The organism is Herpetosiphonaceae bacterium (assembly GCA_036374795.1).
Taxonomy (GTDB): domain Bacteria; phylum Chloroflexota; class Chloroflexia; order Chloroflexales; family Kallotenuaceae; genus LB3-1.
Window position 1 is genome coordinate 1 of sequence record DASUTC010000090.1, and the last position, 21,060, is coordinate 21,060.

Here is a 21,060-nt window from a genome sequence, read left to right on the forward strand (position 1 = left end):
GGCAAAGCTGGACGGCAACGATACCTTGAGCAAGGCGTTGAGCGACGATGCGCTGCGCGCGCTGCCCGGCCAGAGCGACGGCACCTCCCGGTAGCTGATCCAGCGGAGCCTTCTTCCCATCAACTAAAAGGCAGAATGATATGAGCACTCTCACCGTGGAGCGACGCCCCGATCTGACCGCGCTCCTCGCACGCGATCCGTCCCAGAAAGAGTATGCAGCGGAGCTGATCACCGAATTTCACCGCCTGCACGAAAAGATGCACGGTCGTCAGGCGGTCAAGCTGCTGTTTAGCATCGACGACTCCGATACCTTTAGCGTCAAGGAAGTCGTCGAGCATCTGAAGCCGTTTTATCCCGTGCCGGATACGCTCTCGCAGGAGTTTAACAAGGCCGGATTTCCGCTGCCGCGCGACCGGATGGTGTCGATGGAGCGCAGCCGCTACGGGACGAGCTGGAAGATCGCGGCGCTGCTGCCCCACGATCGGGAGCAGGCCTACACCAGCGGCACGATCGCGGCGGTCACGCCCACCAGCATCACCTTCGCGCCCGATGCGCGGCTGGCGGCGATGACGCTGCCGGGATGGACCGCGATCATCACGGGCGGTCCCGGCAAGGGCCTGACGGGAACGATCGCGAGCTATGATCCGCAGACCCATACCGCCACGATGGAGGCCGACTGGGAGCCGCTGCCCGCGCCCGGCTCGCGGTTTGCGATCGATACCGACGCGCCGGTCGAGGGCACGGTGGCCCAGATCGGCCAGAAGGATGGCGTCGCGACGATCACGCTGAATCCGGCGGACGAGGCGCTTCTGGACGCGAGCCAGCTTGCCGGTCGGCGCGTCCAGATCGTCGCGGGGCCGGGGACGGGCCTGCTCGGCACGATCGCCAGCTATGATGCCGCGACCAAAACGGCGACGATGGCCGCCGACTGGCAGCCGCTGCCTACCGCCGAATCGACCTTTATCGTCACCAGGCTGACGAGCTACACACTCAAGCAGGCCGAGCGCCGCCTGGACGTGTACGGCGAGAGCGACGATCCCGCGCTGCTGATTCAGTATCGCATCGCCCAGATCGACGATCTGATCAGCCGCCAGCTCAGCCTGATCATGCATCACCCGGAGTTTCAACGGCTGGAGGCCTCGTGGCGCGGCCTGCACGATCTGGTCCATAAGACCGAGACGGGCACCCGCCTGAAGCTGCGCGTGCTCAACACGACCCGCCAGGAGCTACAGGACGATCTGGACAACGCGGTCGAGTTCGATCAGAGCGCGCTGTTCAAAAAGGTCTATGAGGAAGAGTACGGCCTCTTCGGCGGCTCGCCCTACAGCGCGCTGCTGGCCGACTATGAGTTTGGCCGCCTGCCCCGCGATGTCAGCATGCTCCAAAAATTGTCGAATGTGGCCGCCGCAGCGCACGCGCCGCTGATCACCGCCGCGTCGCCTGGCCTCTTCGATCTGCAAAGCTTCCGCGATCTGGATAAGCCCCGCGATCTGGCGAAGATCTTTGAGAGCGCCGAGCTGATCAAGTGGCGCTCCTTCCGCGACAGCGAGGATTCGCGCTATGTCGCGCTGGTGCTGCCCCACACGATGATGCGCCTGCCCTACGGCCCCAGCACGATCCCGGTGCATGAGTTCCATTTCGTGGAAGATGCGTCCCGGCCCGAATACTTCTTGTGGGGCAACGCGGCCTGGTCGCTGGCGCAGCGCATGACGGCGGCGTTCGCCCGCTACGGCTGGACGGCGGCGATCCGTGGCTATGAGGGCGGCGGCATGGTCGGCGGCCTGCCGATCTATACCTTCAAGAGCGACGACGGCGATATTGCGGTGCAGATCCCGACCGAGGTGGCGATCACCGACCGCCGCGAGAAAGAGCTGAGCGATCTTGGCTTTATCGCGCTCTGCTACCGCAAGGGCACCGACTCGGCGACCTTCTTCGGCGGCCAGACGGCCAACCGGCCCAAGGTCTATGTGCAGGACGACGCCACGGCCAACGCTCGGCTCTCCGCGCAGTTGCCGTATATCATGGCGACCTCGCGGTTCGCGCACTACATCAAGGTGATCATGCGCGATAAGATCGGCAGCTTCCTCACGCAGGGCAACGTCGCGACGCTGCTCAACAACTGGATTGCCCAGTATGTGATGCTGAACGACGATGCCGGACAAGAGCTGAAGGCGCTCTATCCCCTGCGGGAGGCCCGCGTCGATGTCACCGCCGATCCCGCCCGTCCCGGCTGCTACCGCGCCGTTGTCTTCCTCCGCCCGCACTTCCAGCTCGAAGAGCTCACCGTTTCGCTGCGCCTGGTCGCGACGCTGCCGCCTCCGGCTGCGGGCTAGTCTGCGCCTATCCATAGCTCAGGAGATCGATCATGGACTATATGCTGTTGAAAATTCAGGACTCGGTAAAGATCAATGGAGAGACGAATCTTTCCGGCTTTACCAACTGTATCGAGATCACATCCTTCAGCCACGGCGTCGCCAACCCGATCCAGACATCGACCAGCAACACCGGGCGCACGATAGGCCGTCCGCAGTTGTCGGAGCTGACGCTGAACAAAGTGCTGGATGCGACGACGCCGCATTTGAACTTCCACTGCGCCAAAGGCACGAACCTCGGCAAAACCGAGCTGCATCTGGTGCGTCAGGATGGCTCGTCGGAGGGCAATAGCAAGAATGCCTTTGCCTACATGGTCTACGAGATGACCGAGACGATGATCTCGTCGGTTGCGGTCGGCGGCGGCGGCGGCGGCACGCCGATGGAGACGATCTCGCTGAATTTTAGCCAGATCACCTGGACGTATAAGCCCCAGGAAACCAAGACCGGCGCGAAGGGCAATGTCACCCACTCCTGGGATCAGGCGAAGAACACCGGGAGCTAGCGCGCCATGCAGGATCACGATCGGCATGCGCGGATGGTCGCGCCACTCTTTGATCGGCTGCGATCGACGAAATCGGCGGCAGAGCCCCAGCCGCTGGCAACGTTGAGTCGGCGCGAGCTCCACGAGTCGATCTGTCGGGAGCTCAGCGGGCTGCTGAATGTACGCAGCCCGCTGACCGCCGACCGCTACTGTGAGCAGCCGCTCACGGTGCTTGACTACGGTATCCCGGATCTCACGGCGCTGTCGCCCCAGCACAGCGACGATGCCAAACGGCTGTGTCGGCTGATCACCCGCGCGATCACGGCCTTTGAGCCCCGCCTGACGGGCGTGCAAACCAGCCTGACCGTGCTTGATGGTCGGGCCGGGCTGCTGCTGACCTGCACGGCGGCGCTGGTCAACGATTCGGAGCCACTGCATCTGACGGTGTTGATTCCGGGACCCGGCGGCGCGGATCAGCTCGTGAGCGTCGATCTGCCGCCGGAGGCGTGAGCGAACGATGGTCGTGCGCGCGTGAAAGGATCGTATGAGCGGGCATCGCGAGGATAACCTGCTGAAGTACTACCTGCGGGAGCTGGCCTACCTGCGGGCGATGGGCGCTCAGTTTGCCGAGCAGCATCCGGCGGTCGCGGGACGGCTGGACCTGGGCGAGCACCAGGGCAGCGATCCGCACGTGGAGCGGCTGCTGGAGTCGTTCGCGCTGCTGACCGGGCGGATCCAGCACCAGATCGACAGCGAGTTTCCGGAAATTCCCTCGGCGCTGCTGGAGGTGCTGTATCCGCAGCTCCAGGCGCCGATCCCATCGATGTCGATCGCGCAGTTCGAGGTCGAGCCGAGCCAGGGCCAGCTCACGACGGGCTTTACGATTGCGCCGCAGACGCCGCTCTTCGCCACGACCCACGACGGCCAGACCTGCTGGTTTCGGACGTGCTACCCGCTGACGCTGTGGCCGCTGGAAGTGATCGACGCCGCGCTGAGCCTGGCGGCTCCCGGCGGGCCGGCGCTGCGGCTGCGGCTCGCAGCGGGGCCGGGCGTCGACCTGGCGGCGCTGTCGCTGGACCGGCTGCGCTTCCATCTGCGCGGCAATCAGCAGCTAGTTGCCGGGCTGTGCGATCTGCTGTTTGGCTACGCCGACGCCGTGTATCTGGTGCCCGCGAGCGACCGGACAATGCCCGTGGACGATCGGTATCTGAGCGCGTCGTCGCGGCTGCCGTCCGGCGCGCTCAGGCCGGTTGGCTTTGGAGCCGACGAGGCGGTGCTGCCCTATCCCGGCCACGCGCATCCGGCCTACCGTCTGCTTCAGGAGTATTTCGCGTTTCCCAAGAAGTTCCATTTCTTCGAGATCGGCGGCATCGATCTGACCACGCTCAGCATTGCTCCGGGCACGTCGCCGACCGTGTTCGACCTGGTGATCACCTGCCGGAACGAGACGCGCGCCGAGCTGGCCGGTCTTGAGCAGGTGCGCGATCTCGTGCGGGCCGAGACGTTTAGCCTGGGCTGCACGCCAGTGATCAATCTCTTTCCCCAGACATTGGAGCCGGTGCGCCTGGATCATACCCGGACCGAATACCCGCTGATCCCGGATGTGCAGCGCCAGAGCACGATCGAGGTTCACTCGATCGAGCGGGTCGTCGCCGTCTCGGAGCGCGGCACCGAGATGAAGACACTCGCGCCGCTTTATGGGCTGGACCACACGATGCAGCGGCGGAATCAAAAGGCGTTCTGGCATGCCCGGCGGCTGCCGTACCGGCACCAGGGTCTGCCCGGCACGGAGATGACGCTGGCCTTCACGGATCTGATGTTCAATCCGCAGGCGCCCGCCGCGCAGACGGTCTATGTCCACGCGCTCTGTACGAACCGCAGCCTGGCGGAGCACCTGCTGCCCGGCACGCGGCTTCAGTTCGAGCAGGCCGCTCCCCTGCGGCGGATCACCTGCCTTGACCGGCCCACGCCGCCGATCACGCCGCCGCTGCGCGGCGCGACGCTGTGGCGCCTGGTTTCGCAGCTGTCGCTCAATCATCTATCGCTGATCGATCCGGTCCAGTTCAGCGTGCCCAGGCATCATCGCGCCGATCTGAATACCCGGCAGTTTTCGCCGGAGCTGCGGGCGATCTTTCAGGATCATGGCCTGCGGCTGTCGCCCAACGTCCTGGTGAGCGATCAGGCCACTGGTGAGACGGAGACGGCCCGGATCTGGACGATCCAGGATCAGGCGCATGGCAAGACCTACCTGATCGTCGACGAGGCGCAGCAGCTTGCGGTGACGACGAATGCCGGGGCGCTGCACGCGCTCCGCGAGATCCTGAAGCTCTACAGCGTCGCCGACGATCCGGTCAGGCACCGGCAGATCCAGGGTATCGTCGATCTAGCCTGCCGCCGGGTAATGCAGCGGGTCGGCACCGACGGCTGGGGTGGCTTCGGGCGCGGCATCGAGATCACGCTGACCTTCGATCAGACGCTGTACCAGCACGAGAGCGCGCTGCTGCTGGCAGCCGTGCTCAATCACTTCTTCTCGCTGTATGTCGGGGCGAATCTGTTTACCCGGCTGGTGGCGCGGCGCAAGGATAGCAAGGGGATCTGGAAACGATGGCAACCGCTGGCTGGTGGTCAGATAGTGCTGTAGCAGAGGCGCTCCACGCCGAGGGGCCGCGCTTCGATTTTTACCAGGCGGTCAGGCTGCTGGAGCTGCTGCATCCGGCGACGACGCCGGTCGGCGACGGCATCAGGCCGGATCGCGAGGCGGTGCGCTTTCAATCGACGGTGGCGCAGGCGTTTACCGGCACCGACATTGCGGCGGTGGAGCCTGCCGCCGACGAGCACGACCAGGCGCTGATGCGGGTCAACTTCCTTGGCCTGGCGGGCGCGCTGGGACCATTGCCCGCGCCATACACCCGGCTGCTGCTGACGCGGCTTGACGACGGCGATCCGGCTACGCGCGATTTTCTGGACATCTTCAATCACCGGCTGATCTCGCTGATGTACCGGGTGCGCAAGAACCATCGCGCGGGCTTTGGCGGGGAGGCGCCGGGCGACGATCGCGTGGCCGGGTATCTCTTCGCGCTGCTTGGCCTGGGGACGGATGGCCTGCGCGACCGACAGGCGATCCCGGATGTTGCGCTGCTGCGCTATGCCGGGCTGTTCGCGCAGCAGCCCCGCTCGGCGGCGGGCCTCGCATGTCTGCTGCGCGATTACTTCAAGGTTGGCGTCGAGGTCGGCCAGTTTTGCGGTCGCTGGGTGCGGCTCGACGAGGATCAGTGGACGGCGATCGGCGAGAGCGGGCGCAACCAGGCGCTTGGGCGCGGCGCGCTGCTCGGTCAGCGGATCTACGACGTGCAGGGCAGGCTGGAGCTACGGCTCGGCCCGCTCGATCTGCGGGAATATCTGGATTTTCTGCCGATCGGCCACGGCTTTCGCTCGCTGTCCGCCCTGGCCCGCTTCTACCTTCAGGAGACGCTCGATTTCGATGTGCGGCTGACGCTCCGATCCGCCGACGTTCCCAGGTTTCGCCTTGGCAGCGCCGAGGGGGCGCGGCTCGGCTGGACGACGTTTCTCACGACGCAGCCAGCACAGACCGCTCCGGAGCTTCGGCTGTGCACCATCGGCTGAGCGCGCAGCCTGTGCGGAGGACAAGCCCGGTCGCGTCTCGACCCAACCAGCGGAGGCAGCGCTATCATCAAAGCGTGAGCGCATCTGGCCGCAGATGTGGCGTCATCCCTAAGGCATGTTCCGCCTCCAACAAGGCGCGTCCGTCCTGGGAAAGGTCGTCACCATCGACTTCAAAGGCGACATCAAGTACTACCAGATCAGCGGCTGAGCGATCACGTGTTCGCTATCCGTCATAAGGTGAGAGCCCTATCATGTCCTATACGCAAGCCAACTCGTATCTTTCGGTGACAACGCCGCTTGGCAAGGATACGCTGCTGCTCAGGACGATGCACGGCGCGGAGACGATCTCTGGCCTGTTTCACTACACGCTGGAGATGATCTCCGAGGACAAAAACCTGAGCTTCGATACGATCGTGGGCAAGAGCGCGACGGTCAGCATCGGCATGGCGAACGACAGCACGCGCTATATCAACGGCATTGTCGGTCGTTTCTACCAGGCCGGGAGTGACGGACTGTTCACCACCTACTACGCCGATCTGTATCCCTGGCTGTGGCTGCTGACGCTCACCTCCGACTGTCGGATCTTTCAGGCCAAGAGCGCGCCGGAGATCATCACCGCCGTGTTTGACGAGCTGGGCTTGAGCGACTACAAAAAATCGCTGTCGAAAACCTACGCCGCCCGCGAGTACTGCGTGCAGTATCAGGAGACGGCCTTTCAGTTCGTGTCGCGGCTGATGGAGGACGAGGGCATCTCCTACTTCTTTGAGCATGCCGACGGCAGCCACACGCTCGTGCTGGCCGACGACGCCGATGCCTACGCGGGCTGTCCCGGCCTGAGCGGCGCGGTGCGCTACCAGTCGTCGCTGAGCGGCGCGACGGAGGCCGACGCGATCACGCGCTGCACGTTCGAGCGGCAGGTCACGCCCGTCAAGTATGCCGTGGATGACTTCAACTTTGAAACGCCCACCAATGATCTGCTGTCGAGCCAGCAGAGCGGCAGCGGCAAGCTGGCCCTCTACGAGTATCCTGCCGGGTTCAGCAGCAAAGATGCCGGGAGCACCAAGGCGAAGCTGCGCCTGGGCAGCCAGCAGGTTCCCAAAACCCTGCTGCGCGGCCAGGGCTTCAGCCCGGCGCTCACGTCCGGCCATACCTTTACGCTGGTCGGCCACGATCGGGATGAGGTCAACGCCGAGTATGTCGTCTGGCGCGTCTCGCACAGCGCGACCGCCGAGAGCTACACCAACAGCTTCGAGGCGTTTCCATCGAGCGTGCCGTTCTACCCGCTGCACCAGACGCCCAGGCCGGTGATCCCCGGCACGCAGACCGCGATCGTCGTCGGGCCGTCGGGCGAGGAGATCTTGACCGATAGCTATGGCCGCGTCAAAGTGCAGTTCCACTGGGACCGGCTGGGCAAGAACGACGAGAACAGCTCCTGCTGGATCCGTGTCGCGCAGGGCTGGTCGGGCAAAAGCTGGGGCACGATCTTTATTCCGCGCATCGGCCAGGAGGTGGTGGTCAGCTTCCTCAACGGCGATCCCGACCGTCCGCTGATCACCGGCTGCGTGTATAACGCCGAGCAGACCGTGCCGTACGCGCTGCCGGGCGCGCAGACCAAAAGCACGATCAAAAGCAACACCACCAAAGGCGGCGGCGGCTCTAACGAGATTCGCTTCGACGACCAGAAAGACGCCGAGGAGCTGTACATGCACGCCCAGAAGGACCTGAACATCACGGTCGAGAACAATCGCGCCACGACGCTGGTCGAGGGCAGCGATACCTTGACCGTGGAAAAAGGCAATCGGACGGTTGCGGTCAAGACCGGCAACGAAACCCACAGCGTGAAGGGCACGCGCGGCCTGACGATCACCGGCGACGAGACGCACACCAACGAGGCCAATTTTACGCAGAAGGTCACGGGCAGCTTCACGCTCAAGGTCGACGGCGATCTCACGATCGATGTGACCGGCTCGGTGACGATCAAGGCCGGACAATCGCTGACCAACCAGGCCGGGCAAAACCTGAGCAACAAAGCCGATATGAACCTGAGCAATCAGGCCGGGCAAAACCTGACCAACAAGGCGGGTATGTCGCTGACTAACGAGGCCAGCGTGGGCTTGACCAATAAAGGCGGCGCGACGCATACCGTCGAGAGCGGCGGCATTCTCACCGTCAAAGGCGCGCTCGTCAAGATGAACTAATGGAGGGTATCGATCATGGGAATGCAGGTGTGTATGGGCGCGACGCTGCAATGTAGCTTCGGCATCGCGCCAAGCTCGCTGGTGGTGCTGCCGCAGAACGCGGTGCTGACGACGACACCGGCGGCGAATATTCTGGACAATAAGCCGTTCGTCAACGTGGTGCCGTTCGGTATGTGCCAGTCGATGGCGAATCCGGCGGTCGCAGCGGCCACCGCCGCGGCGATGGGCGCGCTCACGCCGATGCCCTGCACGCCAATGCTCAGCGCGCCGTGGATCCCTGGTGCTCCCACGGTGTTGCTCGGCAGCCTGCCCACGCTCGACAGCAACTCGAAGCTGATCTGCTCATTTGGCGGCGTGATCCAGGTGGTGAATCCCGGCCAGGTCACGGTTCAGCTCGGCTGAGCGTGGGAGCAGGAGTACACGATGCCAGACGCAACCATCCAGGTCGGACGCGACACGAGCCAGCCCAGCGGCGACCAGCCCGACGGGGTGGTGCGCAGCTACGACGCGCAGCGTCGGCTGCTGCGCAGCACGATCTATCGCGATGGCCGGATCGACGGCTGGGATCTGCGCTTTGATCCTCCCGGCGAGCCGCTGTTTGCTCTTGCGCTGGACTTCCAGGCCGCGCTCGACGCGGGCGACATCAGGCGGCTACAGCCCGCATTTCGGCAGCACGGTCATGCGCTGGCCGACGATGCGCTGATCGTGGTGGATCTGGCCGACCGCGAGTGGCGGATCGTCCAGAACGAGCGGATGCTGAGCGTGCTGCGCGCCGACCACGGGCTCACGATCTATCCGGGCCGCGTCGCGTGGCGCGCGATCGTTGCCGATGGTCGGCTGATCGAAACGGCACACTACCGGGCGGGATGGCTCGATGGCGTCGTGACGAACTACGGCCCGCTCGGCCCCGCGCTGCTGCGCATCGATCTGTCTGTCTGCGCCGCGCTCGACGCCGGGGAGGTTGGCGCGCTGGCGCGGCTGCTGCCGCAGCACGGCCATCTGCTGGCCTCGGACGCGATCGTGACCACGGTGCTGGAGGGTGATGAGTGGTTTATGGCGCAGGCCGGTCAGAGCTACACGATTCAACGCAGCGCGGATCAGCTCGTGCTGTTTCGCGGTCGCGTGATCAGCCAGAGCAGCTATCGGCGCGGGAAGCTGGACGGCACGACCGCGCTGTATGACGAGCAGGGCATGCTGGCGCAGCAGATCGGCTACCGCGACGGCCTGCTTCACGGCCCGATGACGCTCTATGCCGCTGGCGTGAAACAAACGCTGGTCACGTTTCAGCACGGCAAGAAGCACGGCCCGATGATCGCCTATGACAAGCAGGGCCGCCCCAGCATGATCAGCCACTACCACGAGGATGTGCTTGACGGCGAGCTGCGCCTCTACAAGGCGGGCAGCCTCCAGGCCGTCGCCACCTATCGCGGCGGCGTCCAGCATGGGCCGACGATTGCCTATCATGCCAGTGGCCGGGAAAGTCTGGTGGAGGAGTATGCCGATGGCGTGCTCGACTCCGAGAGCGTGCTCTATAGCGAGACGGGCCAGGTGGTGAAAACAGCGCAGTACCGACAGGGCAAGCTCGAGGGAGCGGTGATCGAGTATTATCCTTCCGGCGCTGTTCGTACCCACGCGACCTACCACGACGATCAGCTGGACGGCATCGTCTATCTGTACGATGATCAGGGCCGCCTGAAAGAAAAGACCCACTATCGGAACGGCGAGCCGGTCGGCAAGCCCGAACGCCGCTCCTGGCGGCAGACACTCACGCAAAGGTAACGACCATATGGACGACAGCTCGCGTCGCAAGGTGATCTGGAGCGAGGGGCTGCTGATCGGGCCGCATCATTTCCAGCAGGCCGATCGCTATCACGAGCACACGCTCGATCTCCGGGTCCGCACGCTGGTCCCGTTTGGCTGGGGCGCGCTCGACCTCCAGATCGATCTGAGCACCTTAGAGCAGCGCAACGCCCTGCGGATCGAGCGGTTTCACGGCGTGCTGCCCTCCGGCGCGGTTGCGAGCATTCCCGATGTGGATGACGTCCCCGCGACGCGGGTGATCCCGCCGGATCGGATACCGCTCTTCTCCGGGCATCTGGATGTGTATCTGGCGCTGCCGGTCGATCGTCCGAATGGACAGAACTATCGCATGAGCGGCAGCGCGGCCAGCGCCGATACGCGCTACGTGCCGTCGTTCGTGAATCTGGTCGACGAGTGCAGCGGCGAGAATGAGCAGACGATCGTCACCGCCAAGCACCATTTCCGGCTGCTGCTCGGCGATGAGGACGATACGCAGCTCGAGCGGATCAAGATCGCGGAGCTGATCCGGCTGCCCGATGGACGAGTCACGCTCAACCAGGAGTACGCGCCGCCGTGCCTGGTCGTTCAGGCATCGGCCACGCTCTCCGGGATGGTTCGGGAGCTTACGCGGCGGCTGAAGCTGATGATCCTCGCGGTCGCGGGCGCTCGGCAGCGCGGCGCTGGCGACACCGGCCTGGATCGGCTGGAGCTGGTATCGGTGCAGGCCAGCCTGAGCGGGGCGCTGGCAGTGCTCAATCACTTCAACCAGATTCGGCAGGTCCACCCGGAGGTGGTCTATCGGAGCCTGCTCCAGCTGGCCGGGCAGCTCCAGGTGCTACTGCCTGCGGCACAGATGCTCGATCTTCCCGCCTATGACCATGACGATCTGGTCGGCTGCTTCGGATCATTGATTCAGAGCATTGAGACGCTGCTGCATGCCGTGCCGACACCACCGCCGGGGCCGATGATCGCGATCGATCTGGAGCCTGCGCAGAGCGCGGCGGGCTATCCCGTGCTGCGCACCCGATCGCCGCTGGATGAGCGGCTGCTGGCGGCTGACTACGCGCTGTTTCTGGTCGTTGAGGTTTCCGGCGAGTATAGCGACCGCCTGCACTTCTTGAGCAAGCACCTGCCGGCAACCGTCACGATCGCCGCCTTCCATCAGATCGATCGGTATATTGAGCGGGCCTATGGCCTGCGCATCACCGCCGAGCAGCGACCGCCGGAAGCGCCGCTGCACGCGCATACCGTGTATTTTCAGCTCGAGCATACCGGCGCGGCCTGGGAGGGCATTCGAGCGGAGCGCTCGCTGGCGATTCAGATCCCGCGCGCCGTCTGGCAGGAGTTCAAACAGCTTGACGTAACGCTGATCGCGATTCACCGGCAGGCGCAGCAGCCAGCCGGCTAAGCAACGCTGTGCCACGGTCGCTCTCCGGGAGCGCGGGACGCACTAGGAGTCGTATGTCCAACGTAGTGTATGCGCCGCCATCACTGGCTGCGACGCAGGGCCAGGAGCATCCGCACGCCGCGACACAGGGCGCTCATCAGGAGGTGAGCGCCGCCCATCGCGTCGGCGCGCAGCCCGCGCCGCGCCTGGCCCAGCTCTGCGACCCAATGCTGAGCCTGATCCTCTCGCTCCAGAATCCTGAGCGTCTGGACAATGTTCCAGCGCTGTACGCCCAGCTTCAATCGCAGCACGCCGCGCTCTGCCACCAGGCGGCGCTGGCAGGCATCGACGAGCGCGACCTGCACCTGGCGACCTTTGCGCTGGTGGCGTTCGCCGACGAGACGATCGCCGAGTCCGCCTGGATCGATCGGGCGCAGTGGCCGTTTCTTCAGTACGAGTACTTCACCACGCGGCGCGCCGGAGAGCAGTTTTTTGAGCAGCTTCAGCAGATCCAGGGAAAGAAATACGATTACGCGATCTGGAAGGACGCATCCAGGGCCGAGCTGCTCGAAGTCTACTATCTGTGTCTGCTGCTGGGCTTTCGGGGAGCGTGGGCGTTCGATCCGCCGCTGCGGGTGCAGCATGAGCTCGAGCAGATCCAGCGCCATGTGCGCGCCCGTCCTGCTGGACGGCTCGCACCGAATGTCGGGCCGCGCTCGTACCGCAACCGGGCGCACGGCTCGGCGCACGGCTGGATGTGGCTGGCGATCCTGATCCAGATGGCGCTGATCGCCGGTCTGGTTATGATTCACGTGAAATAAAGGGAAGCCATGAACCGAGAAGGTCTGCGCGATGACATGATCAATCTGGCGTTCTTCTGGCCGTCGATCCTTGGAGCCTGGATCATCGCCTGGCTGCGTTTTCGCAACGCCGATCAGGTCACGCCGCCGATTGTGCCGTCCCGCATCATGGCGCTCTGGATCGTGCTGGCGGTGATCCTGGGTCTGCTGAGCGTCTGCGTGCTCTGGCTGATCGTCAAGCGGGCGCGGATCGGTCGGCTGGACCCGCTGCCGTGGTATCTGGTGGTCGGGCCGCGCGGATCAGGCAAGACGGTGCTGCTCACGCAGGCGGGCGTGCGGCAGGTGGCCGCCTGGAACGATGACTCGTTTGTCGCGCACCACAGCATTATTCTCGATCAGGTGGGCGGCTATATCCTGGATGAGATCCAGCAGGCGGACCCGAATACGCGCCGCGAATATCTGGCCGACGTGGAGGCGTTTCTGCGCGGCAAGTCGCTCAAGGGGATCATCGCCACGATCGAGGTCGACGCGGCGCTCGACGCGGCGGGCAGCGCCGCCCAGGCCCAGACGCTGCGGACGCACCTTGCCGAGATCACCCACCGCTTCGGCGTTCACCTGCCGGTCTATCTCGTGATCACCCGCTGCGATCACCTGCCGGGCTTTCTGCCGTTCTTTCAGCACCTACCGCCCACCGATCGGGCCAACGCCTGGGGCGCGACCCTTTCGGGACAGCAGCGCGATGCGCTCACCGCGTTCGACCAGGAGTGCGCGCTGCTGCAGCGGGCGCTCGCCGATCGGCGGCTGGCGTTTCTCGATGCCCCGCATCCGGCGACCAATCGGGCGATCTATCAGTTTCCGGCAGAGTTTGCCCTGCTCTGCGAGCGCCTGCGGAGTGCTGTTGAGACGATCTTCACCGGCTCCTCGCCGCAGGAGCGCCTGCTCTTCCGTGGCTTTTACTTTACCGGCGCGTCGCCTGCTGAGCGAGCGCTCGACGATCGCAGCGCGCGCGGGGGCGTATGAAGAGGTTTGACATGAGCAGCGCTGCGCGTCCAGCAGAATCGCACAGCCCGGCGAGCTATTTTAGCCACGGCCTGCTGTCAAAGATTATTCCCAGCGACCGGCACCTGGCCCGACCGACCGATCAGGTATTGCGGCGGCGCTGGCTCAATCGAATGATCCTGGCGGAGCTTGGCTTTGTCGTCGGGGTGGTCCTGCTTCAGTTTTTCCCGGTGATCGAAACGTCGGCGACGACCCAGCCCGCGCCAACGGCGACGGTCGCCGCTGCCACCGTGACGGCGATTGCCAGCCCCGTCGCAACCGAGTCCGCGATGATCGTCGCTCCGACCGCCAGCGCCGAGCCGACGACGCTTACACCAGCGCAGCCTTCAGCCCCGGTCCCGGTTGCGCTGCCGGATACCGGGAGCGCCGCCGCGCTGGATACCGGCTTCTACGCCGCTCCACTGCTCTGCCTTGGAGTCGGGCTTGTCGTGTGGCTGCTGGCCGGTACGCGATCGGCGCATGATTCGTCTGATGCGTCGCTGCCCGCTAACCTTCGGCGCGATGACGAAGGATTCGTCTGATGCGCACATCCTTCCAGCCCCAGTGGCTGCTGCTGCTGCTGCTGCCGGTGCTCCTGATGACGGCCTCGCTGATCAACCAGCAGCCGGGTGTGGTGCCGCGTGTGCCGACCGCGACGCCGACGAATACCGCCACGCCCACCAATACCGCCACGCCCACCAATACCGCGACGCCCACCAATACCGCGACGCCCACCAATACGCCGACGGCGACTATCACGCCGACCGCCACGCTGACGCCGACCGCCACGCTCGTTCCCACGGCGACGCTCGTTCCCACGGCGACCGCAACGCCGACCGCCACGCCGCGTCCGGCGGACGTGCTGAGCGGTCAGCAGCACTGGGGCGGGGCGAATCGGCGCCTGGTGCTGAGCCGCGATCTGATCGTGGCCGCCGACTCGTCACTGACGATCGATCCCGGCGTTGAGATCCGCTTTGGGCCAGGTGTTCGGCTGACGGTTCTCGGCAAGCTCTTCGCCCAGGGCAGCCAGGCAGCGCCGATTCGGATGATCGGCAGCGCTGAAGGCTGGGAGGGCGTGATGGGCTTGAGCGGCAGCATGATCGTGCTGGATCATGTGCAGATGCGGCAGGCCGGCAGCGCAGGCGTCGCGCTGAGCAGCATGGATGGTACGCTGATCGTCCGCAGCGCGTCGGTGCAGCAGAGCGCGGGCGGGATCGTCGCGCGGGGCAGCCAGATTGAGCTGCGCAGCACCACGATCAGCGCCAATACGATCGCCGGCCCTGCCGTCAACATTCAGGCGGTGCGGCACGCGACGACCGTGCTCGTCGGCAATACGATCGGTGGGAATGAGACGCCTGCGGGTGCGCCACAACTGCTGGTCGACGTCTCCGGCGCGTCCGGGCAGCTGACCGTGGAGGGCAATAGCGTGCTTGCCAGCAGCGCGGGCGCGGGATTCGTGCTCACTACGGACCTGCCGATCCAGGGGATCATCCGCTGCAACAGCTTTCGCAACGGCACCATCGGCCTCCAGATCGGAACGCAGCGCGATGACCCGGATGGCTTTCGCCTGCTGATCGATCAGAACTCGTTCACCGGGCAGCTTCGCTATGGCGCGACCGGGCCGCTCGCGTTCAATCTCACAAACAACTGGTGGGAGGCTGCGTCCGGTCCCACGGCTGCCGGACGCAATCCCGGCGGCGGCGGCGTGCCGGTCGGCATCAATCTGTTGTTCGAGCCCTGGCTTGCGGCGCGTCCAGGCTGTGCTCCCGGCGGCTAGGGCTGACCTACCATGCCGCTGGCTCGGCGATCGTCCCGCCCCGCGCAGGCGATCGGGCGTGCTCTGCCCGGCACCCTGCTCGACAGGAGCTAGGCGTGCTCAGCAGTGGGGGTAGGTCCGGCGTGTGCGGGCGGGGTCGCCTTCCTGGCGACGTAGGCGTAGAAGTTGCTGGCACCAAAGAACTGTCCCACGTCTGAATCATGCGCCAGGCGGCCGGCCCAGGCATCGGCCTGCGCCTCGGTCATCGTGCCCGACCTGGGCACCAGTCGGCGGTAGGCCTCGATGCCTGAAGCCCAAAAATCCGCCTGTCCCACCTCCGCCAGGACGTAGGGAAAACAGGCGATGATCGTCAGCCCGGCCCGGCGCAACAATCGCGGCATCTGCCGCATCACGCGGGGATTGGCGACCAGCGCCGTGATGAGCGCTTCATCATCGGCGCGGCCTTGCACGAGATCTTCCTGGTCGAAGGTCAAGGAGGCATAGTCTCCATCAAAGATGCCCACCATACCTCCGGGCCTGACCAGCCGGGCCGCCTCCTGGACCACCGCGCCGGGATCGGTCACGTGACTCAGCAGGGTGTGCGCCACCACCGCGTCGAACTGGGCGTCTGGCAGATCCAGGTGATGCGTATCTCCGACCTGAAACGTGACTCGGCTCGCGACTCCCGCCTCGGCGGCGAGGCGGGTCGCCGCGTCCAGCAGATACGCGCTGAGATCGATGCCGACAATCGTGCCGACGAAGCGGGCGCGCAGGGCGATCGTGCGCGCCGCGAGGCCGGTGCCACAGCCCAGATCCAGCACGGTGCGCGCCGAGTCAATCGCCATCGCCTCCAGATACTCCTGTAACATCGTGCTGAAGAACGGATGCCGTCCGCGAGCTTCCAGCCGCGTCACCATCACGTCGAGCATCTGCTGATCGAGGTGGTCGGTCATGCTAAAGATATCCTGGGGCGGCATACGCAGCCTCCCTTGCCTGATCCTGGGAGCCTCAGGACAGCCACACCGCTGTCGTCGTCGGCGCGCTGGATTGCCCAGGCTCCGGCTGATGCGCATCATGCGCCACTGGCTTCACAGGTATGGCGCGGATACGATGCTGGACCCGTCGAGGCCGCAGCGGGAATCCTCTCGTCCAGCGTAGCACAGCGGTCTATCAACGACCTTGCAAACGGCGGCGAGCGCGCACTGTGCCTGTCGATTTCCCCGACCTCTGGGGTGTCTGCCTCGGCGCGATCCGGCTCAAAGAATCAGTGTCTCGTGTCGCCGTAGCGATAGCACGTCACCGGGCGGCCAGCACGCTTGAGCGATTCCTTCAGCTCGGCGACCTGAGATAGCGGCTCAAACTCATCGTTCGCGGCAAAATGACCGAGGCAGGCCGCGCGTGGCACGGATGTGGCCGGGATCGGCGGCACAGCAACGCTGCATGTCGGCGGGTTAAGCTTCAAGAATCTTCCGCCAGAGCGTGCCCGGCAGGACCCGCCTGCGCCATGATCTTGGCAATGGGCCGGAGATCGAGCCACCACTGCTCGCGCGGTCGCCGCGCCCTGGCGTCGAGCATGTGCGGCAGATCCTCAAGCCGGTGGAACCGTGCCTCACCCTCCTGCATCCCAATGAACGCCGCCCCCGCTACGGCCTTGCCAACTTCGTCGATCAGCCAGTCAATGCAGGCCGCCGCCAGCCGTGTCGCGTGGATTCGGTCGAAGGGCGTTGGATTGCCGCCTTGCTGGAGATGGCCCAGGATGGCCTGCCCGACATCAAACAGGCTGCCGCCCTCTTCCTCAAACAGCGCGGCGATGAAGCCGGTGGTGTAGACCGGGTTGGCGGAATCATTGCGCACGATCAGGCTGAGCCGCTTGCCCTGTTGGAAGTTCTGGATCAGATTCGCCACATCGCGCGCGAGGTCGTGCAAGGTGATCCCTTCTTCCGGCAGATAGATCCGCTCGGCGCCGGTTGCCATGCCGCTCATCAACGCCAGGTAGCCTGAGTCACGCCCCATCACCTCGACGACGTAGGTGCGGCGATGCGCCACGGCGGACTGTTTGATCTTATCGACCGCTTCCACAATGTTGTTGAGCGCCGTATCCGCCCCGATGCTCAGCTCGGAGCCGGGCAGGTCGTTGTTGATCGAGGCCGGTAAGCAGACGATCGGCAGGCGAAAGACCGGAAACGCGGCGCGCTGCCGCACCAGCTGGTAGGCGGCCTGGTAGGCCGACCAGCCGCCGATGATTAGCAGCCCATCGATCGCATGTGCCTCGATCGTGCGGGCGATGGCGGCGAAATCATCGTCCTGCGGGATGGTCCGATTGGTTCCCAGCTCGGCCCCACCCCAGGACACCCATCCGTTGACGCTCAACCACTCTAGCTCCTGGATCTCGCCACGTATCAGACCCTCGACGCCGTTGCCGACGCCGAGCATCTGATGGCCCTGGTCGATTCCGAGTCTGACCGCCGCGCGCACCGCCGTGTTCATTCCGGGCGCCAGCGTGCCAGCGTGCATCACCGCCAGGCGAAAGCGCGGCTGCGTCTCGGTCGGTTGGTGCGGCAGCGCGCGCACGAGCGTCTGGTGGGTGCGGTAGGCCGCCTTGAAGCTGCGGCCACGCAGATCCATCGCCCGCTCATAGTCGTGCGCCGCGATCGCCGCCGCCACCGCATGCGTCTGCTCCACACAGTGCATCAGGGGCGTCCGGGTAATGCGGTTGCCGCGAATGCCGAAGACCTGCGGCTCGCTCGTCGCGCTGTCGTCCAGCAGATGCTCGACGGCAGCATAGCCGAGGATTGTGCTCAAGTTGCGATCGAAGGCGCTGGGACTACCGCCGCGCTGCACATGACCGAGAATCGTCACGCGGGTATCGTCGCCGGTGCGCGCTTCCAATACCTGCTTGACATAGGCGCTGCTGATCGGGTTGCCGTGCCGGTCCTGCGCGCCCTCGGCCACGATCACGATCGTGTCGCGCCGACCTGCGGCACGGCCAGCCTTGAGGCGTCGACACATCGTCTCCTCCCAATCGTCCACATCCGGCGGACTCTCCGGGATCAGCACCCACTCGGCCCCCGTTGCGAGCGCCGCCATGACTGCCAGGTAGCCGCAGTGGCGGCCCATGACTTCGACGACGAAGCTTCGCTGATGGCTGGCTGCCGTGCTGCTGATCGCGTCGATCGCGTCGGTGATGCGGTGTAGCGCCGTATCCGCGCCGATCGTCATATCGGTGCCAAACATATCGTTGTCGATCGAGCCGACCAGCCCGGCGATGCGCAGCTCGCGATGGCGCTCAGCCAGCGCCGGCGCGACGGCACCCTGCTGCATCAGCGCATCCAGGATCTGCGGCCACTCCTGGCGAAAGATGTTGGCGCCGGTAAGGCTCCCGTCGCCGCCGATCACCACAAGGCTATCGATCTCGCGCTCCAGCAAGTTGCGGACGGCGGTCATGCGTCCCTCGGCGGTGCGAAAAGCGGCGCTCCGGGCGGTGCCAATCACGGTGCCACCCCGATGCAAGATACCGCCAACCGCGCTCCACGTCAGTTTGCGGATCCGCTCGCCCCCATCGACCATCCCCTGGTAGCCCTCGTAGATGGCGTAGACCTCCACACCACGGTTGAGCGCCGTGCGGACGACCGCACGGACCGCCGCATTCATGCCCTGCGCATCGCCCCCACTGGTCAGGACCCCCAGGCTTCGCTTACTGTTGGTTGACATAATGGCTATCCTCTCGATCAGGCAGCGATCAGCGCTATTCTTGCGCAAACGTATGCGAATTCGCAAGTGACGGCATGGAGCGTCACCTCCTTATCCCCTCCCGATCCGACGACAGGCGCATCGTGTACACAGTGGCCCCTTGCTCGTAGGTCCTCCCAGTCGGGACTCCAGGCAGCTCAACCATGATGGAGCCGTCTCGTTGTCGCGGTCGTTGCCGCTCGGGGGCGAATGTCCTTACCATCAGGAGCGTCGATCTATTATACAAGCAGGGGGCCGAGGACGACGGCTGCTGCGGGGCGCGGAGGGCCGGGGGCTGTGGGAGCGCCACGGTGTTATTCTCACCCCCTGCCTTCCTACCGCCGCCTGCCACGCGGGTAACGGCTTCTTCGCCCCCCGTGGTCGTTCCTTTTCGCCACCCACCGCCCTGCTGTTGTATGGTGATCCTGAGCTCGGATGGGCGTTCTGCGCTCGTCTTTCCCCCACCATGCGCAGAGCGCTGCGGCCATCCCACACAACGACACCGCCTGCGGGCATGTGTTCGCAGGCACAAGGAGGCACCTTATGGCGACGATAACGACACCAATGATGGCTCCCCATGTGGGACGAAGCTGGTGGCGGCAGGGCTTGCTCAGCTGCGGCATCATCGCGTCGGTGTGGTGGGTCGCGATGGACGTGGTTGGCAGCCTGCGCTATCCCGGCTACAGCTATATCGATCAAACGATCAGTGAGCTGGGGGCGGAGGGCGCGCCGACACGGGCTTTCATGACGGTGCTGAGCGGTATCCCGTACTTCGTGCTGATGATCGCCTTCGGGATAGGCATCTGGATCACGGCGGGTGGGAGACGGACTCAGCGCATCACCGCAGCTCTGTTGATTGGCGAAGTGGTGTGGGGCTTCGTCGGGGGGCTCGCCTTCCCGATGGCAACCCGCGAGGTCATCGCCGCCGGCCAGGACACGCTGCGCAACCAGATGCATGCCTGGTATGGGATCGGGATGCCGATCTTCTTCGTGCTGGCTATCGCCTTCGGGTCGCGGTTGTTCGGCACGCGGTTCTGGTACTTCTCGTATGCGACCATCCTTGTGATGCTCGTGGGTGGCCTGCTGGTGGGCTTGCAGACCAGTGCCTTGACCGTAAACCAACCGACCCCGTGGCTGGGAGTTGAGGAGCGCATGAACGCCTACGCCTCCTTGCTCTGGTTCGCGGTGCTGGCTATTGGCCTGTTGCGTGCGCGGGGTGCCACAGCGCCGAAACCCCTGGACAATCCGACGGAAACCCCGCAGCCGCAAGCACCGTGAGTCGAGCAATGCGGCACGTCGGCAGGCACCACCTGACCAGCCCGGTCAGCCTTACGCACGGTTGCAGCTAGGTTGGGTATCGGTTGAAGGTACCGTCGTAAAACTATCGTGTCTTCTGAGCGCTCGGTCGACGCCGGTGGTGGGAGCTTATCGAGTGCCATATGCGGGCGGTGCAGGCAGCATCGAGGTGTCATGGCGTTGATACGCGCTCGCGCCATCAACCAGCCAACCGGGCGAACGGATCGCTGCCTGGTGTGCCGGCTGGTATGCGATTGGGAGGCCAACGGTGCGGCGAATCACGCGAGCGCGGCGCGGTACAGGGGGTATCACCACGTGCAGCCGCGCTGGATCACGTATGGGCGGTTTTGCGGCATCGTTCCGCTGACACGCGGCACGAAGCTTGCGGACACCTGTAAGCAACTGCGCGGTCGTTCGATCGTGCGCTGGGTCGCCACGATGCGCCGCAAGACGAGGCTGGCGGCGCTATCCGTCGGCGCGGTCGCTGCCCACCCGCCACCGCTGAACGAGCGCGCGGTGGTCTGATCGGAGGAGCGGGAGCCATGATCCGCGAGGATGCTGGCAACCGTGGGAGCGCT

18 protein-coding genes are annotated in these 21,060 nt (G+C 65.1%); 15 read left to right on the forward strand and 3 right to left on the reverse strand.

Annotation, left to right across the window (positions count from 1 at the left end):
• The first annotated feature begins 140 nt into the window (after nucleotides 1-140).
• The 13 genes from tssC to VFZ66_06205 all read left to right on the forward strand — a co-directional run bounded on the left by tssC (nucleotide 141) and on the right by VFZ66_06205 (nucleotide 15,478).
• Complete coding sequence (gene tssC / locus VFZ66_06145; protein ID HEX6288751.1) at nucleotides 141-2,333, forward strand: type VI secretion system contractile sheath large subunit; 2,193 nt, start codon at nucleotides 141-143, stop codon at nucleotides 2,331-2,333.
• Between the two features lie 32 nt (nucleotides 2,334-2,365).
• Nucleotides 2,366-2,875 (forward strand): type VI secretion system tube protein Hcp, encoded by a 510-nt coding sequence (locus VFZ66_06150; GenBank protein HEX6288752.1) that lies wholly within the window; start codon nucleotides 2,366-2,368, stop codon nucleotides 2,873-2,875.
• Nucleotides 2,876-2,881: 6 nt separating this feature from the next.
• Nucleotides 2,882-3,364 (forward strand): type VI secretion system baseplate subunit TssE, encoded by a 483-nt coding sequence (tssE, locus tag VFZ66_06155; GenBank protein HEX6288753.1) that lies wholly within the window; start codon nucleotides 2,882-2,884, stop codon nucleotides 3,362-3,364.
• 34 nt (nucleotides 3,365-3,398) lie between these two features.
• Nucleotides 3,399-5,495, forward strand: coding sequence for a type VI secretion system baseplate subunit TssF (gene tssF, locus VFZ66_06160; GenBank protein ID HEX6288754.1), 2,097 nt, complete (start codon nucleotides 3,399-3,401; stop codon nucleotides 5,493-5,495).
• A complete protein-coding gene (gene tssG / locus VFZ66_06165) occupies nucleotides 5,459-6,478 on the forward strand; it encodes a type VI secretion system baseplate subunit TssG (protein HEX6288755.1) in 1,020 nt (339 codons plus the stop codon). The genes tssF and tssG overlap by 37 nt, the downstream gene beginning before the upstream one ends.
• 251 nt (nucleotides 6,479-6,729) lie before the next feature.
• The gene (gene tssI, locus VFZ66_06170; protein ID HEX6288756.1) at nucleotides 6,730-8,676 is read left to right on the forward strand and encodes a type VI secretion system tip protein TssI/VgrG; all 1,947 of its coding nucleotides are present in this window, start codon (nucleotides 6,730-6,732) and stop codon (nucleotides 8,674-8,676) included.
• Nucleotides 8,677-8,691: 15 nt separating this feature from the next.
• Entirely contained in the window at nucleotides 8,692-9,078 is a 387-nt protein-coding gene (locus VFZ66_06175; protein ID HEX6288757.1) for a DUF4280 domain-containing protein, read from the forward strand.
• Between the two features lie 21 nt (nucleotides 9,079-9,099).
• The gene (locus VFZ66_06180) at nucleotides 9,100-10,455 is read left to right on the forward strand and encodes a toxin-antitoxin system YwqK family antitoxin (protein HEX6288758.1); all 1,356 of its coding nucleotides are present in this window, start codon (nucleotides 9,100-9,102) and stop codon (nucleotides 10,453-10,455) included.
• A gap of 7 nt (nucleotides 10,456-10,462) precedes the next feature.
• The gene (gene tssK, locus VFZ66_06185; GenBank protein ID HEX6288759.1) at nucleotides 10,463-11,884 is read left to right on the forward strand and encodes a type VI secretion system baseplate subunit TssK; all 1,422 of its coding nucleotides are present in this window, start codon (nucleotides 10,463-10,465) and stop codon (nucleotides 11,882-11,884) included.
• 53 nt (nucleotides 11,885-11,937) lie between these two features.
• Nucleotides 11,938-12,684 (forward strand): DotU family type IV/VI secretion system protein, encoded by a 747-nt coding sequence (locus VFZ66_06190; protein ID HEX6288760.1) that lies wholly within the window; start codon nucleotides 11,938-11,940, stop codon nucleotides 12,682-12,684.
• Between the two features lie 9 nt (nucleotides 12,685-12,693).
• Nucleotides 12,694-13,683: a type VI secretion protein IcmF/TssM N-terminal domain-containing protein gene (locus tag VFZ66_06195; GenBank protein ID HEX6288761.1), complete on the forward strand. Its 990-nt coding sequence runs from the start codon at nucleotides 12,694-12,696 to the stop codon at nucleotides 13,681-13,683.
• Nucleotides 13,684-13,694: 11 nt separating this feature from the next.
• Nucleotides 13,695-14,243, forward strand: coding sequence for a type VI secretion protein IcmF/TssM N-terminal domain-containing protein (locus tag VFZ66_06200; protein ID HEX6288762.1), 549 nt, complete (start codon nucleotides 13,695-13,697; stop codon nucleotides 14,241-14,243).
• Complete coding sequence (locus VFZ66_06205; GenBank protein HEX6288763.1) at nucleotides 14,243-15,478, forward strand: hypothetical protein; 1,236 nt, start codon at nucleotides 14,243-14,245, stop codon at nucleotides 15,476-15,478. Before VFZ66_06200 ends, VFZ66_06205 begins: the two co-directional genes overlap by 1 nt.
• Nucleotides 15,479-15,567: 89 nt before the next feature.
• Here VFZ66_06205 and VFZ66_06210 read toward each other — a convergent pair whose 3' ends face one another.
• The 3 genes from VFZ66_06210 to VFZ66_06220 all read right to left on the reverse strand — a co-directional run bounded on the left by VFZ66_06210 (nucleotide 15,568) and on the right by VFZ66_06220 (nucleotide 19,168).
• Nucleotides 15,568-16,434, reverse strand: a complete 867-nt coding sequence (locus VFZ66_06210; protein ID HEX6288764.1) for a methyltransferase domain-containing protein — start codon at nucleotides 16,432-16,434, stop codon at nucleotides 15,568-15,570.
• Nucleotides 16,435-16,721: 287 nt separating this feature from the next.
• Nucleotides 16,722-16,919, reverse strand: coding sequence for a hypothetical protein (locus VFZ66_06215; protein ID HEX6288765.1), 198 nt, complete (start codon nucleotides 16,917-16,919; stop codon nucleotides 16,722-16,724).
• Entirely contained in the window at nucleotides 16,916-19,168 is a 2,253-nt protein-coding gene (locus VFZ66_06220; GenBank protein HEX6288766.1) for a 6-phosphofructokinase, read from the reverse strand. Before VFZ66_06220 ends, VFZ66_06215 begins: the two co-directional genes overlap by 4 nt.
• 561 nt (nucleotides 19,169-19,729) lie before the next feature.
• Between VFZ66_06220 and VFZ66_06225 the strand changes: the two genes are divergently transcribed.
• Nucleotides 19,730-20,464, forward strand: a complete 735-nt coding sequence (locus VFZ66_06225; protein HEX6288767.1) for a DUF998 domain-containing protein — start codon at nucleotides 19,730-19,732, stop codon at nucleotides 20,462-20,464.
• A gap of 192 nt (nucleotides 20,465-20,656) precedes the next feature.
• Nucleotides 20,657-21,007: a hypothetical protein gene (locus tag VFZ66_06230; protein ID HEX6288768.1), complete on the forward strand. Its 351-nt coding sequence runs from the start codon at nucleotides 20,657-20,659 to the stop codon at nucleotides 21,005-21,007.
• The last annotated feature ends 53 nt before the right edge of the window (nucleotides 21,008-21,060 follow it).